This is a genomic window from Pseudomonas sp. BIC9C (assembly GCF_034541995.1).
GTDB classification, from domain to species: domain Bacteria; phylum Pseudomonadota; class Gammaproteobacteria; order Pseudomonadales; family Pseudomonadaceae; genus Aquipseudomonas; species Aquipseudomonas fluorescens_CC.
The window spans coordinates 231,334-245,040 of sequence record NZ_JAWDGM010000008.1; the positions used below are offsets into that span (position 1 = coordinate 231,334).

The following is a 13,707-nucleotide window of genomic DNA, read 5'->3' on the forward strand; positions in this document are numbered from 1 at the left end:
CGGTACATGCACTTTTTTAAAGCGCTATGCATAGCAACGCGCACCAGACGGAAGCGGCACAATGGACTTTCGCCTCCATTAGCTCAAGCGTCTCGATTTGCACCCTTGGCAATTCGCTTTCCTGGGAAGTCTGCTCACCCTTGCTGAAACTCGCCTGGATCGCAGTCGCCGTGACAATCATCTCCAGCCCGGGAGCCTGGACTGCACACAGGATCAGTCTCTCGGCTGCCGACTGGCACAAAGGCTGCAAGGCTCACATCGGATTCACCTGGAACGTATTCCTCAGGACAGCCCCCTCGGTCAACGACGATCGATTGGCCGAGCAGGCCATGGGTATCACTGGTGCATCAGGCAGGGAAGTCTGGTTTTAACACTGCAAAAGAACAGGCAAAGGCGCCTGGAACCGAAGGGTTTCAGGCGTTTTTTTTTGCTTTTTTAACCGTAATGGGTTTTGGGGGCGTGTATGAAAACAGCCGCACAATTGCTGAAACTGAAGGCCATGCAAAACCAGCACGTGCATGGCATCGCACCAGATCAGATGGTGTTTGAAGCGCTGAAGATGATGGCTGAAAAGAATGTGGGGGCTCTAGCCGTGATAGAAGAGGGGCGGGTGGTTGGCGTTGTCAGCGAACGCGACTACGCACGCAAGGTCGTTCTGCTGGGCCGCTCTTCGGTCGGTACGCCGGTCAGGGCCATCATGAGCGCGCCGGTCGTGACGGCAGACAGTCGGCAGAGCATCGAGCGTTGCATGGTGGTCATGACCGACAGTCATCTGCGCCACTTACCGGTGGTAGAGGGTGATCAACTGATTGGCCTCTTGTCGATTGGTGATCTGGTGAAAGAAGCCATCGTCGAGCAGGCCGACCTGATCCGGCAACTGGAACACTATATCCGTGGACATTGAAGCGACCTGGGGTAAGGCGGATGCAGGGCTCATAGGCATCGCTGCGACAATTTATGACAGTGAGTCAGGTTTACCAAGTGGTGAGGGCGTCGTTGATGCAGGTATTTGAGAGAAGCCTCAGGCACTTCATGTAGACAGTGCCCAAGGCAGGATTTCTTAAGCTCAGGCGGGCGTAGCCTTCAGACAGTGCGCAGCGCGGCCTCCCATTTGGCAATCACCAACGGTGCCAAGGCATTGCCAAGTACGTTCAGCGCGGTCGTCGGCATTTCCATGAGCCGGTAGACCCCGGCAATAAATGCAATGCCCTCCAGTGGCAGTCCGGCAGTGGGCAGCGCTGCGCCAGGCCTACCCCAAAGTGCAGATCGAACCGTCGGTGGAACTGAGCAGTGAGTTGTTTCGCAAACTGGAAAATGATCAGCTCGATCTGGTCATCGTTCCCGACGTCTACAACGATGCTCGATTCGTAAGTACGCCGTTGAAAAGTGTCGAGAATGCCTGGATGTGTGCCCCGAGTCTGATTTGCGCCCCGGATCCGGTCAGTCTCGAAGTCTTGGCCAATTGCACTGTGTTGACCCAAGGCTCTCAGTCCGGCACTGGTTTGATCTATGAGCGTTGGCTAGCCTCGCATAACGTGCAGATGCCCAAGACAATCACCAGCCATAACTTGCTGGTGCAGGTCGGGCTGACCTTGTCCGGGGTCGGCGTGAGTTACCTGCCCAAGGCTTGCCTGTCCCACTTGATCGAGCGTGGAGCGTTGCGCGCGTTGGTCACGACTCCAGGATTACCACGAATTCGCTATGCCGCTCTGTACCGTACGGATCGACAGTTTGGGCTGAATCAAAACGTGGCGCAGTTGGCGCTGCAATGCTGCGATTTTTCTCGTTTGTTGCTTTAAGCGCAGTGCCAAGGAGTTGGCATTCGAACGGCTTGGTCTTTGTCGCAATACTGTAATAATACGGTCATAGAATTGACACGAGAGCTTACATTTCCTCAAGTCGGCCTTCGGCCTTTTTCATGGATGAGAAAACCCCATGCGTCGTGTTGTGTTCAATCAGAAAGGGGGCGTTGGAAAATCCAGCATTGCCTGCAATCTAGCCGCAGCGAGTGCTGCCGAAGGGTACCGAACACTGCTGGTTGATCTCGATCCCCAGGCAAATTCGACGCACTACCTGACAGGGCTGATCAACGAGAGCATTCCAGCGGGCATCGCTGACTTTTTCAAACAGACACTATCCGGCGGCTTCGAAGGCAGAAGGAATCGAGTGGTCATCACTGAGACCTCTTACGATAACCTTCACTTGGTGACTGCTTGCTCCGACCTGACTGACCTCCAGTCAAAGCTCGAGTCCAAATACAAGATCAACAAGCTGCGCAAGCTTCTGGTTGAACTGTCCGAGGACTATGAGCGCATCTATATCGATACACCACCGTCACTCAACTTCTACACATTCAGTGCGCTGGTAGCTGCAGACAGTCTGCTGATCCCATTCGATTGCGACAGCTTTTCTCGCCAGGCGCTGTATCGCGTCATCGCTCAGGTTGAGGAGCTGCGTCTTGATCACAATGAATCCCTGATAGTGGAAGGGGTGGTGGTCAACCAGTTCACCGGGCATACCGGCTTGCACCAGAATCTCGTTGATGAGCTGTTGGCAGAAGGTTTGCCTGTGCTGCCGGTTTACCTGAGCAGCTCCGTCAAGATGCGCGAGTCTCACGAGGTATCAGTACCCATCGTCCACTTGGCTCCTCGGCATAAGCTTTCACGGGAGTTTTTTGGTTTGCTGGATGCCTTGGAGCGGGCCGCTTAGGACATAGAGAACCTGGCTGATTGAAGACCCTTGAGGCCCGTATGGTTCGGTTTACGAGGGTGGTCATAATCTTCGCACTGTGACGAAGCCGGAGGATGAATGAAAGGAAGCTGCGCTTGTGGAACTGTAGGGTATGAGATCGACAGCATTGATATGCCTATCAGCCATTGTCATTGTATTACCTGCCGGAAGACCCATGCTGCTGCCTATGTCTCCACGGCTGGAGTGCTGAGAGAGCATTTCAGATGGACTCGCGGCCTCGATGTATTGAGGGCTTTCGAGTCATCTCCCGGCAAGATTCGACACTTCTGCTCCCACTGCGGATCGCACCTTGCAGCTGAACGTATCGGCTCAGCCGCAATGATCGTGCGCGTAGCTACGTTAGACGAGGAGCCTGGCTCCAGGCCCGAGTATCACATCTGGACGGAGCAGGACGTGGCGTGGCTGGATGGGGAAGGTCTACCCAAATATTCGCAATGGCAGCCTGATCGATAATGGAAAATTTGCTTGGACATATCGCCATCGCCCTTATGGCTGGGAACGGGTAGGCGACTTCGCCGGACGCTTACAAAGCTTCGGCCCATTACCTCACGACGCGCGGCCATGAGTTCATCAACGAGCCGCAATCGAACATCAGCAGTCAGCGAAGGGTTGCTGTAGCGCTACAACTGCCCTTTGACTACAAAGCATCCACCGTCAGGAGTCATTGGGCTCATCTCTACAACTCCATGGTGCTCTGGTGCGGCACACTCAAGCTCGTCATGTCTTGCAGCGCAATGTTGGTGAGGCACTCTCAGCTGGTAACGGTTTGACACTCTGTAACTCGCATCCAGCCATTAAAAAAAGCACCCCTTACTCCCGGATATCATGATTTTTCACAAGCATGAGCCTTCCATATAGTCCTCCCAAGCCCACTTGGAACACGGTTGTGTTTCCCTTGATGCGAGACAACTTTATGGAAAACAAGAAACGCACCGTCCAGGCTTCAGAGGTCGGGATGGGGACTCGAGTCGTATGGGGAGGAGAGCAGGTTCAACATCCCTACAATGCGACCCAGACACCCATCGTGGTCAGTGCCGCCTATGGCTATGACGATATCGATAAGTGGTATGACGTGGCATTGGGAAAGGAGCCCGGTTTCATTTACAGCCGGATGAGCAATCCCACTGTCTCCGTCCTGGAAGATAAACTCTGTGAGCTCGAAAACGCAGAGTCGGCTGTAGCTTTCAGTACCGGAATGGCCGCAATCAGCGGTGTACTACACACCTTCCTGTCCTATGGGCAGCGTGTGATCTCTACACGTGACAGCTACGGTGGTACGAACAAAATTTTTGAGGAGTTTCTTCCTCGCATGGGTGTGGAGGTAACCCTTTGCGATACGCTCGACACTGTGGCACTTGAGCAGGAGATCGCTAAAGGTTGCAGCGTCCTGTACCTGGAAACACCCACGAACCCAACGCTGAAAATCGTTGATATTCGACGCCTTGTGGCAGCGGCGAAGCAAGTGGGCGCTTTGGTTGTTGCGGACAATACATTCGCGACGCCTCTGAATCAGAATCCGCTCGCTTTAGGCGTTGATGTGGTTGTGCACAGCGCGACCAAATTCCTGTCCGGTCATGGTGATGTGCTCGGTGGTGTGGTCTGCGGCGCCGAGCATTTGATGTCTCAAGTTCGCCATTACCGCGAAATCAATGGTGCCTCGCTGGATCCTTTTTCGGCGTATCTAATCATCCGAGGTATCAAGACTCTGGCTCTGCGTCTTCGCCAGCAACAGGCGAGCGCGAAGCTTTTGGCCGAGTACCTCTGTACCGAGCCGCTGGTCGAGTCTGTGAACTATCCGGGGTTGCCTCAACATCCAGGTCATGACATCGCTCGATCGCAAATGAACGGATTCGGAGCCATCGTCAGCTTCGTGCTGAAAGGAGGCATGGACACAGTGACTCGTTTGCTCCCACTGCTCAGATATGCGCATCGGGCGGGTAATTTGGGCGCTGTCGAGACTATCTATGGGCCGGCTCGAACGACCAGTCACGTAGAAAATACCTTGGAAGAACGTCAGGCACTTGGAATCTCCGAAGGTTTGGTTCGAGTGTCCGTAGGTATTGAAGATTCAGCAGATTTATTGGCTGACCTGAAACAAGCCTTCGCGTCAGTGCGAAGTAAACAAGGTGATGCAAGCCTTCACGCTGACAGTGCCCAACGTTTCATTGAGGTAGGCGCCTGAATACGGGCAGGACTTTCGATATTCATCTTAAGCCCTTCATGAAGAATGAAAATAATAAAATCCAGCGACGACAAAATTGTACTGCCCAAAAGCCGGTTACAAGGCGTTTGTCCGAACATTTCATGAGAATAAAACTATGTCCACGAATATCGAAGATAATCAGCCCGATCCAACCTCGCGATACAAAAAGGCAATGCAAACCAGCAACATCGTTATGTTGGCACTGGGCGGTGTGATCGGTACTGGGTTATTCCTTACTTCCGGTTACACGGTTAATCAGGCAGGGCCACTCGGTGCAGTGATCGCTTACATCATCGGTGCAGTGATGGTGTATTTAGTCATGGTCTGTCTCGGTGAGTTGGCTGTACAGATGCCGGAAACCGGATCTTTCAGTAGCTATGCAACGCGATACCTGGGCCCAGGCACAGGCTATACAGTGGCCTGGCTTTACTGGCTCACTTGGGCAGTAGCTATCGGTTCAGAATTTACAGCTGCGGGCATACTGATGGTTCGGTGGTTTCCCGACACACCGGTCTGGATCTGGAGTGCGCTGTTTGCCATTGCAGTTTTCTTGAGCAATGTTGTCTCTGTTCGGTTGTTTGCAGAGACTGAATTTTGGCTTTCGCTGATTAAGGTTCTGACTGTTATCACGTTCATTGTGATCGGCGGAGCGGCAATTTTCGGTCTTTTTCAAGTACAGAGTTTGCAGGGGGCGGGACTTTCCAACTTCACACGTGAGGGACTTTTCCCCACCGGGTTCTTACCCATTGCAATGACTCTCCTGGCTGTTTCCTTCGCATTTTCCGGAACCGAGCTGATCGGGATTGCGGCAGGTGAAGCGCAAGATCCACAAACTAGCGTGCCCAAGGCAATCCGCACGACAGTGGTACGTTTGGCGCTGTTCTTCGTGGGGACAATTTTCGTCCTTGCGACGTTACTGCCACGAGAACAAGCGGGGCTGGTAGAAAGTCCGTTCGTGATGGTGTTTGAGCTGATTGGCATCCCATACTCTGCCGACATTATGAACTTCGTCATTCTCACGGCACTGATTTCCGCCGCTAACTCGGGGCTGTATGCCGCATCGCGCATGCTGTGGACATTGAGCGATCAAGGACATATGCCTAAGCGCTACGCCAGGCTCTCCAGTCGGGGCACACCGGTGAACGCCATCGTGCTTAGTATGGCGGGCGCAGTGGCTTCTCTGCTCAGCAGTGTGTTTGCCCCTGATACGGTTTACCTGGCCTTGGTGTCCATTTCCGGGCTGGCGGTCGTAGTCGTGTGGATGAGCATTGCGGCAAGCCAGATCGCGTTCCGTCGTCAATACGTCGCTAATGGTGGACGAGTTGAAGACCTGCATTTCCGTGTGCGTGGCTATCCATGGGTGCCGATCGGTGCACTGTTGTGTTGTCTGCTGGCCTGTGTGGGTATCGCTTTTGATCCTGAGCAGCGAGTGGCGCTTTACTTCGGACTCCCCTTTATCGCGTGGTGTTATTTCGTTTACTGGATCACTCGAAACAAGAGAGCAGAGCGGTTGGCTTTAGCCGCAGCCGCTCATTCCTCTAGCACCGCGTGAATTTCTCAGGCAATGATTGCGCATAGATAAAGTCCTGATGAGGTTGCGCCGATGAGTCAAAAGTCACTACCACCCTTGAATTGGTTGAGGGCATTCGAAGTATCGGCGCGTTGTTTAAACTTTACCCATGCGGCGCAAGAGCTCCATTTGACTCAAGGAGCTGTGAGTCAGCAGATCCGTCAGTTAGAAAGTCACCTCGGTGTGGCGCTGTTCAAGCGCCTGCCTCGAGGGCTTGGCTTGACCGAGGAAGGGCAGTCGTACCTGCCTGTCGTACAAGATGCGATCAGTCGCCTGGCAGTCGGCACAAACGAGATTTTCGGCCAGCGTAATCGAAGACATTTGAAGGTGCGCGGCAGCCTTTCCTTTCTTCACTATTGGTTGGCCCCCCGACTCGCTGATTTTTGTCGGGAGTTTCCCCAGATTGATATTCGATATATCAGCAATATTTGGGTGAAAGAACCGGACGGCGAGGATGACCTGGAGATTCGCTGGGGATGCGGTGAGTGGTCGGGCTTGCACGCTCAGCGATTGACTTGGGACATCCTTCAGCCTGTTTGCTCTCCAAAGCTCATGGCCAGCTCACCCATACATGAGCCTCGCGACTTGATGAACCATTCCCTGCTTCACGTGTTGGGTTACGAAGAAGGTTGGGGTTACTGGTTGAAGCGAGTTGGAGCAGACGACGTCGACTATTCCCGTGGCCTTCAGTTTGACACGCTGATTTCCACGATCCGTATGGCCGAGTTGGGGCAGGGCGTTGCGCTGGCACGGTCTTCCGTGGTCGAGGATTTGCTTAAGAGTGGGCAATTGGTTGCGCCATTCAATCATCGAATCGAGGCAAGCGAATCCTTTTATCTGGTGCACGAACAGAACGAAGTGCTATCGCCTGATGCCGCAAATTTTTCTACCTGGCTGGTGGCTCAAGCCCATCGCCTTTTGTAAAACTGATTTGGAGTTGTCATGCATTATGTAAGCACTCGCGGCGGCGACATGCGTGCTGATTTTCGCAGTGTGGTTCTGTCGGGGCTCGCCGAAAATGGTGGTCTCTATGTCCCGGCCAGTTTGCCTGTCTTCACCGAGAAACAGATTGCCAGCTGGTCGTGGCTGCCGTTTGATGAGTTGGTTTGGCGAGTGGTTTCGCCTTTTGTCGGCTCTTCCATAGACGAAAGCACCCTGCGTGCCTTGCTCAGTGACAGCTATCAACAATTCAAGCACCGCGCTATTACGCCGCTTGAGCAGATCGGGCATAACGAGTGGATACTCCAGCTGTTTCATGGCCCGACCGGTTCTTCCAAGGATTTCGCCGCGCAATTGCAGTCGCGCCTGGTCGAACATTTTCTGGAGGAGGTCGGTAAAGAAGCGTTGGTGGTCGGTGCAACTAACGGTGATACCGGCGTCGCGGCGCTTGAAGCCTTTGCTAACTGCCCGGCCGCCCGCTTGGCGATACTGTATCCGCGCGACGGGCTTGCGCCTGGGCAACTCAGTGCCTTGCAGGCAGCCGACCCGCAGCGGGTTCAGCTGTTTCCGGTTGACGGTCATTTCGATGATTGCCAGACACTGGTCTCCCGACTCTTGCGTGAGTGGCCATTGGACGGAGTGTTGCCGGTCTGTTTCAACTCGACCAATTGGATCGGCGTCCTGGCCCAGATCGTTTTTTACTTCCACGCAGCCTTGCAACTGGGCGGTGGCACGCGTCCCGTTGGCTTTAGTGTTCCAGCTGCCGGCTCGGCCGAGATCTATGCCGGTTACATTGCGCAGAAAATGGGATTACCCATCAATCAGGTGATCATTTCCACCAACAGCAATGATGCCCTGCACCAGTTTTTTCATTGCAATCGCTACTCCACCCGGATGACTAATCGAACAGTGTCGCCGGCGATGGACTTCTCGTTGTTTTCCAACCTGGAGCGGTTTATCTGGGAGATTTACGAGCACGATGGCTGCTCAACAAAAGCGCTGATGGAGCATTTTGAAAGTTGCGGAGAAATGAGCATCGGCAACCAGCAATGGCTGCGTGCACGAGTACTCTTCGATTCCTATGCGGTAGACGAATCCCAGGTGCGCGATGAAGTAGTCGAGCTGTTCCGAGAGACAGGCTCGGCCATCGATCCTCACACCGCTGTCGGTGTACTGGCCGGCCGGCTTCATCGACGCAGCCTGGGCGCGCCGATGGTCACCTTCGGGCAAATTGCGCCGGCCAAGTCGGCGGCGCTGTTGGCCGAGCTGGGCGTCTGGCAAGCAAGCACTCCGAGCACTGTCGAGGTGCGCGCGCAACCACCGTACCTGGCCAAGGGCGATCTGGACGGTCTGTGCCAGGCTCTTCGTCTGGCGCAGCAGAGGCCTGCATGAAGCGCATTCTGGATCCGTTGGACGAACGCATACTGGCCGAACTTACCGCCAATGCGCGAATAGCCCATATCGAACTGGGTGCCAAGATCAACTTGTCGCGCAATGCGGTGCGCCAGCGCATTGAGCGTCTTGAGCGCGACGGTGCGATCCAGGGCTATACGGTACGACTCGGTGAGTCGCGGCGGCCTACGTCGCTTATCAGCGCGGTGATCTTCGTCTACCGCTACGACCGCATGCGTGGCGAAGAAGTACTGACTGCGCTGCGCTCCATTCCCGAAGTCGTGCAATGTGAAGTACTCAGTGGTGAGTTCGATTTAATGCTGCGTGTGAATGCCGCCACACCTGAACGTGTCCATCTCGTTTGGAAGGAGATCGCGGCGATGCCAGGGGTGGAAAACACCGTGACATCGTTCGTCCTTTCCGCGGTGTTTTGACAGCTGAGTAATTGCACTGACCTGACCCGCCATTTGCAGCGGACTTGACCAGCACGCTTCGTAGTCTTGACCCTCAGAGAACAACCCGAAGCTGCCTTTCGCAAAAGGCAGCTAGCGGCCAGAGGCGGGCACCTCTGCATCTCGCAAACGCGACTCTCAGGCGCGCTTGGGAAGCTTCCAGTTCGGGCGGATGAAGTGGCATGTGTAGCCATTCGGTATACGTTCGAGGTAATCCTGGTGCTCTGGCTCCGCTTCCCAAAAAGGCCCCGCCGGTTCGATTTCGGTGACTACCCGGCCTGGCCACAGGTGTGAAGCATCGACATCGGCAGCGGTGTCCTCGGCGATGTCGCGTTGCTGTTCGCTGAGGTAGTAGATCGCTGAACGATAGCTGGGGCCAAGATCATTACCCTGACGGTTGGCCGTGCTGGGATCGTGTATCTGGAAGAAGAACTCAAGAATCTGCCGGTAGGTGATCACGACAGGGTCGAAGACGATCTCGATGGCTTCAGCGTGATTGCCATGGTTGCGATAGGTGGCATTCGGCACATCGCCGCCGGTATAACCGACCCGTGTGTGCAGCACACCGGGATAACGCCGTAGCAGATCCTGCATGCCCCAGAAGCAGCCGCCGGCGAGAATGGCAGTTTCGGTTTGACTGGTCATGGTCTGTCCTTCCTCTCGGGGACGTTGGGTATAGCCATTGTTATGAGGGCGTATTGGCCAATTCCAAGGTTTCGTGCAAACAGTACTGGAATGATCGCTTCTGGCCGCTTTCTGCCTGTCGCCGCTACCGGTGGCAATGGGCAATTCTTTGCCGATCATGGTTACGAAGCGTGCTGGTCAAACCCGATGCAATCGATGGTCAGGTCGAATGCAAGAGGGTCATCATGTGAAGTGCAATTTCGCAGACAACATCGTGCTTGGGCAAAACGCCCAATTAATACAGCACTCTGCCATATTCAACTGCCAAAGCCCGGCTCTTAGGATGTTCCTATCGAACAACATCAATATAGGAACAGCGTTTATGACCGAGTACAAAATTGCCTTGGTAGGGTTTGGTGGCGTGAACCGTGGCTTCGCCCAATTGGTCGCCGATCGTAATGCCCAGTGGAAAGAGGCCCTGGGCTTCACTATCAAAATTGTCGGTGTCACCGATCTGTTCCTCGGCTCAATCGTTGCTAAAGACGGTCTGGATGCAAAGCAGTTGGTTGCGCTGCCGGTTGAGAAAGGCGCATTCGCTCAACTGCCCGGCGGCAATGCTGAGGCCTTCAACGAAACCGTGATCAAGCATTCCGGTGCAGACATCATCGCTGAGGCCACTTTTACCAATCCGGTGGATGGCGAGCCTGCAACGACCTTTTGCCGCTGGGCCCTGGAAAGCGGCATTCATGTAGTGACCACCAATAAGGGGCCTATTGCGCTGCACGGTGCCGAGCTCAAAGCGTTGGCTCGTCGCAACCCGGTCGCTTTCGAATACGAGGGAGCGGTGATGAGTGGCACCCCCGTTATTCGTCTGGCCAAGCAGGCCTTGGCGGGTGCCAGCGTGCAAGGCTTCGAAGGCATCCTGAACGGCACTTCCAACTACGTGCTTACCCAGATGAAAGACGGCCTGGCGTTCAACGATGCCGTCGTACAAGCGCAACAGCTCGGCTACGCCGAGGCAGATCCAACCGCCGATGTGGAAGGGTTTGACGTACGCCTCAAGGTGGTGATCCTGGCCAACGAACTGCTCAATGCACGACTGAATGTCAGCGATGTAGCGTGCTCGGGGATCAGCAATATCAGCGCGGAAGATATTGCCCAGGCAAGTGCCAATGGCGCGAGCTGGAAACTGATTGGCTCAGCCGATCGTGCAGCAGATGGCTCGGTTCGAGCGAGTGTGGAAGCCCGGTTACTGTCGAACTCACATCCTCTTGCCGGAATCAGCGGTGCTACGAATGCAGTGTCATTCAATACCGAACTGCTGGGAGCTGTCACGGTGTCCGGGCCTGGGGCAGGGCGTATCGAGACGGCCTTCGCATTGCTGTCGGACATCGTCGCCATCCACACCGCCCACGGCAAATAACAGGAGATAGTGATGAGCGTATCCAGCATGGCCAGTATCCAGCTTGTTGAAGCCAAACAGATTGATGTGTTCAGTCCATTCGATGGTCATTTGGTAGGGAGCGTCCCTTGCCTCGATGCCGCCGCGGTTCCTGGCTTGCTGGAACGCGCGCGAATCGGCGTGCGTGAGAGTGCGGCAATGCCTCGTCACCTGCGTGCACGCATTCTTGAGGAGGCGGCCCGACGTGTAGAGCTTGAGGCTGAAGCGTTTGCCAAACTCATTGTTGCGGAGGCGGGGAAGACGCTGCGACAAGCAGAGAAGGAAGTGAAGCGATGTGTGAACACGCTGAAGCTGTCAGCGCAAGAGGCGCGTCGTAACGCCGGGGAAGTGATTCCATTTGGGGCTTATGAAGGATCGGAGTCGCGTCAAGGTTGGTTCACACGGGAACCGTTGGGGCTTATCGTCGCGATCACTCCCTACAACGATCCACTGAATTTGGTCGCCCATAAACTCGGCCCGGCAATCGCCGGTGGCAATGCCGTGATTCTGAAACCCTCGGAACTTGCGCCGTTGTCTGCTCTCAAGCTCGTTGAGTGCTTGGTGAATGCGGGTCTTCCACCCTCTGTGATTACCCCGGCTACTGGTGGCGTCGACTTGGGTAAAGCATTGGTGGAGGTTCGCGAAGTTCGGATGATTTCCTTTACGGGTGGTTTTGCCACGGGTGAGGCCATTGCTCGTAGTGCCGGGTTGAAGAAGCTGGCCATGGATCTGGGAGGAAATGCCCCGGTTCTTGTGCTTGAAGATTGTGATATCGAACCGACCGTGGAGTCCTGTGTGTCTGGTGCCTTTTGGGCAGCAGGGCAGAATTGCATCGGCACTCAACGCATCCTTATACACCGTTCAATTTATGAGGACTTCCGTGAGCGTTTTGTCAGCCAAACACGCGCCTTGGTAGTGGGTGATCCTGATCAGCGAGCAACGGATGTAGGGCCGATGATTACGGAACTGGCGGCCCGTCGTACCGAACAATTGGTAAATGAAGCACTGGCCGAGGGAGCCGTTCTTCTGTGTGGGCACCATCGCCATGGGGGAAACTATGCGCCAACCGTGCTTGAACATGTGAGGCACAGCAGTACGATTTGGCAGCAGGAAGTCTTCGCGCCGGTGGTTATCCTGGAGCCTTTTGACCACCTGGAAGACGCTATTGCTCTGGCCAACGCTCCTGAGTACAGCTTGCATGCGGGAATCTTCACACGTGATCTTTCCAAGGCCTTGAAATTGGCGCGTCGGATTGAAGCGGGTGGCGTGATGATCAATGATTCTTCCGATTATCGTTTCGATGCCATGCCTTTCGGTGGTTTCAAGTACGGAAGTTTGGGGCGCGAAGGTGTTCGATTTGCGTATGAGGACATGACGCAGCCTAAAGTCGTCTGCATCAACGAGCTGGATTCACGGTATGGCTGACTACGCACTTTGGTAGCCGAGCCGCTCCCTCAATCGCGGAACCGAGAAGTCCAGGAAAGCGCGCAACTTCAGAGGCACTTGGCGCTGGCTGGGATAGAGCAGGTTGACGGGCATGGGCGCAGGTTCATACGCCTCCAGCAAGGTTACCAACGCGCCCGATTCAACTAGCTTATCCACCTGATACGACAATGCTCGTGCGATTCCTGCCCCGGCTGTTGCGGCGATGATCGCCGCCTCGGATGAGTCTACGACGAGCCGCGAGGAGACACGGATCGCCTGCGCAATTGCGTTTGTACCGAAAGCCCAATAGTTCCCGGTCCAGAAACCTTCGTACGTCACACAGTCATGCGATTCAAGATCATCGGGCGTCGTCGGTGTGCTGCGGGCTTCCAGGTAAGCGGGACTCGCGCACAGCACCTGTCGAAGCAACGCGACACGCGTGGCGATCATGCTGCTGTCGGGCAGTTCGCCGAAGCGTAGAGCGAGATCGACGTGCTCCTCCAGGAGGTTCACGTTCCGATCGGTCAGTTGCAAGCGCACACGGATGTCCGGATAGGCTCGGAGAAACTCCACGACAACGGGCACAACATGCATTTGGCCCATGATCGCGGGCGCGCTGATGGTCAACTCCCCTTGCGGTGCATGATATTCGCCGGATGCAGTTCGCTCGGCTTGCGCGATCGCCTCCAGGATCCGCCGACATGAGGCGACGTAGTCATGCCCTGCATCGGTCAGAACAAGTTTGCGGTTGCCGCGCAGGAGCAGGCGCATGCCCAAGTGCTCTTCAAGGTCCGAGACCCGGCGGCTGACTTTGGCGAGGGGGATACGGAGCTGGCGGCTGGCGGCGGAGAGACTGCCAGCTTCTACAGCGGCCACCAGGATGGTCATGGCTTCGAGTCGGTCCATGGTC

At 55.2% G+C, this 13,707-nt stretch carries 12 protein-coding genes and 2 pseudogenes; 11 read left to right on the plus strand and 3 right to left on the minus strand.

The genetic code is table 11. The features are described 5' to 3' along the window. Nucleotides 1-463 precede the first annotated feature (463 nt). Nucleotides 464-904 carry a CBS domain-containing protein gene (locus RS887_RS28690; protein ID WP_322618040.1) on the plus strand — a complete coding sequence of 147 codons (441 nt, stop codon included), beginning with the start codon at nt 464-466 and terminating at the stop codon, nt 902-904. Between the two features lie 179 nt (nt 905-1,083). Here RS887_RS28690 and RS887_RS28695 read toward each other — a convergent pair. Next, nucleotides 1,084-1,242 (minus strand): annotated as a pseudogene (locus tag RS887_RS28695) (cation:dicarboxylate symporter family transporter); the annotation flags it as partial. Here RS887_RS28695 and RS887_RS28700 point away from each other — a divergent pair. From RS887_RS28700 to RS887_RS28735, 8 genes and pseudogenes are all read left to right on the plus strand, one after another. Next, nucleotides 1,236-1,799: pseudogene (locus RS887_RS28700) on the plus strand (substrate-binding domain-containing protein); the annotation flags it as partial. The pseudogenes RS887_RS28695 and RS887_RS28700 overlap by 7 nt on opposite strands. A 136-nt stretch (nt 1,800-1,935) precedes the next feature. Then, nucleotides 1,936-2,709 (plus strand): ParA family protein, encoded by a 774-nt coding sequence (locus RS887_RS28705; RefSeq protein ID WP_322618041.1) that lies wholly within the window; start codon nt 1,936-1,938, stop codon nt 2,707-2,709. 99 nt (nt 2,710-2,808) lie between these two features. Further along, nucleotides 2,809-3,204, plus strand: a complete 396-nt coding sequence (locus RS887_RS28710) for a GFA family protein (RefSeq protein ID WP_322618042.1) — start codon at nt 2,809-2,811, stop codon at nt 3,202-3,204. 460 nt (nt 3,205-3,664) lie between these two features. Continuing rightward, complete coding sequence (locus RS887_RS28715; protein ID WP_322618043.1) at nt 3,665-4,933, plus strand: cystathionine gamma-synthase family protein; 1,269 nt, start codon at nt 3,665-3,667, stop codon at nt 4,931-4,933. A 136-nt stretch (nt 4,934-5,069) separates the two neighbouring features. Beyond that, nucleotides 5,070-6,506, plus strand: coding sequence for an amino acid permease (locus RS887_RS28720; RefSeq protein WP_322618044.1), 1,437 nt, complete (start codon nt 5,070-5,072; stop codon nt 6,504-6,506). A 51-nt stretch (nt 6,507-6,557) separates the two neighbouring features. Further along, nucleotides 6,558-7,448, plus strand: a complete 891-nt coding sequence (locus RS887_RS28725) for a LysR substrate-binding domain-containing protein (protein WP_322618045.1) — start codon at nt 6,558-6,560, stop codon at nt 7,446-7,448. A gap of 18 nt (nt 7,449-7,466) precedes the next feature. Beyond that, on the plus strand, nt 7,467-8,855 hold the full coding sequence (gene thrC, locus RS887_RS28730) for a threonine synthase (RefSeq protein WP_322618046.1): 1,389 nt from the start codon (nt 7,467-7,469) through the stop codon (nt 8,853-8,855). Then, the gene (locus RS887_RS28735; protein WP_111286445.1) at nt 8,852-9,289 is read left to right on the plus strand and encodes an Lrp/AsnC family transcriptional regulator; all 438 of its coding nucleotides are present in this window, start codon (nt 8,852-8,854) and stop codon (nt 9,287-9,289) included. The genes thrC and RS887_RS28735 overlap by 4 nt, the downstream gene beginning before the upstream one ends. A 156-nt stretch (nt 9,290-9,445) precedes the next feature. On the opposite strand, the gene msrA is transcribed toward RS887_RS28735, so the two are convergent. Then, on the minus strand, nt 9,446-9,952 hold the full coding sequence (msrA, locus tag RS887_RS28740; RefSeq protein ID WP_322618047.1) for a peptide-methionine (S)-S-oxide reductase MsrA: 507 nt from the start codon (nt 9,950-9,952) through the stop codon (nt 9,446-9,448). A gap of 361 nt (nt 9,953-10,313) precedes the next feature. On the opposite strand from msrA, the gene RS887_RS28745 reads away from it, so the two are divergent. Together RS887_RS28745 and RS887_RS28750 are read left to right on the plus strand one after the other, a co-directional pair. Beyond that, nucleotides 10,314-11,354, plus strand: coding sequence for a homoserine dehydrogenase (locus tag RS887_RS28745; RefSeq protein ID WP_322618048.1), 1,041 nt, complete (start codon nt 10,314-10,316; stop codon nt 11,352-11,354). A gap of 12 nt (nt 11,355-11,366) precedes the next feature. Next, complete coding sequence (locus RS887_RS28750; RefSeq protein ID WP_322618049.1) at nt 11,367-12,797, plus strand: aldehyde dehydrogenase family protein; 1,431 nt, start codon at nt 11,367-11,369, stop codon at nt 12,795-12,797. Here the strand turns inward: RS887_RS28750 and RS887_RS28755 are convergent, their stop codons facing one another. After that, on the minus strand, nt 12,798-13,703 hold the full coding sequence (locus RS887_RS28755; protein WP_322618050.1) for a LysR substrate-binding domain-containing protein: 906 nt from the start codon (nt 13,701-13,703) through the stop codon (nt 12,798-12,800). Between the last annotated feature and the right edge of the window lie 4 nt (nt 13,704-13,707).

What these genes read in the sequence shown, in the direction of transcription:
- RS887_RS28690 (WP_322618040.1), top strand. Translation starts at nt 464, where the DNA reads ATGAAAACAGCCGCACAATTGCTGAAACTGAAGGCCATGCAAAACCAG.
- thrC (WP_322618046.1), top strand. Translation starts at nt 7,467, where the DNA reads ATGCATTATGTAAGCACTCGCGGCGGCGACATGCGTGCTGATTTTCGC.
- RS887_RS28755 (WP_322618050.1), bottom strand. Translation starts at nt 13,703, where the DNA reads ATGGACCGACTCGAAGCCATGACCATCCTGGTGGCCGCTGTAGAAGCT.
- RS887_RS28720 (WP_322618044.1), top strand. Translation starts at nt 5,070, where the DNA reads ATGTCCACGAATATCGAAGATAATCAGCCCGATCCAACCTCGCGATAC.
- RS887_RS28725 (WP_322618045.1), top strand. Translation starts at nt 6,558, where the DNA reads ATGAGTCAAAAGTCACTACCACCCTTGAATTGGTTGAGGGCATTCGAA.
- RS887_RS28710 (WP_322618042.1), top strand. Translation starts at nt 2,809, where the DNA reads ATGAAAGGAAGCTGCGCTTGTGGAACTGTAGGGTATGAGATCGACAGC.
- RS887_RS28715 (WP_322618043.1), top strand. Translation starts at nt 3,665, where the DNA reads ATGGAAAACAAGAAACGCACCGTCCAGGCTTCAGAGGTCGGGATGGGG.
- msrA (WP_322618047.1), bottom strand. Translation starts at nt 9,952, where the DNA reads ATGACCAGTCAAACCGAAACTGCCATTCTCGCCGGCGGCTGCTTCTGG.
- RS887_RS28750 (WP_322618049.1), top strand. Translation starts at nt 11,367, where the DNA reads ATGAGCGTATCCAGCATGGCCAGTATCCAGCTTGTTGAAGCCAAACAG.
- RS887_RS28705 (WP_322618041.1), top strand. Translation starts at nt 1,936, where the DNA reads ATGCGTCGTGTTGTGTTCAATCAGAAAGGGGGCGTTGGAAAATCCAGC.
- RS887_RS28745 (WP_322618048.1), top strand. Translation starts at nt 10,314, where the DNA reads ATGACCGAGTACAAAATTGCCTTGGTAGGGTTTGGTGGCGTGAACCGT.
- RS887_RS28735 (WP_111286445.1), top strand. Translation starts at nt 8,852, where the DNA reads ATGAAGCGCATTCTGGATCCGTTGGACGAACGCATACTGGCCGAACTT.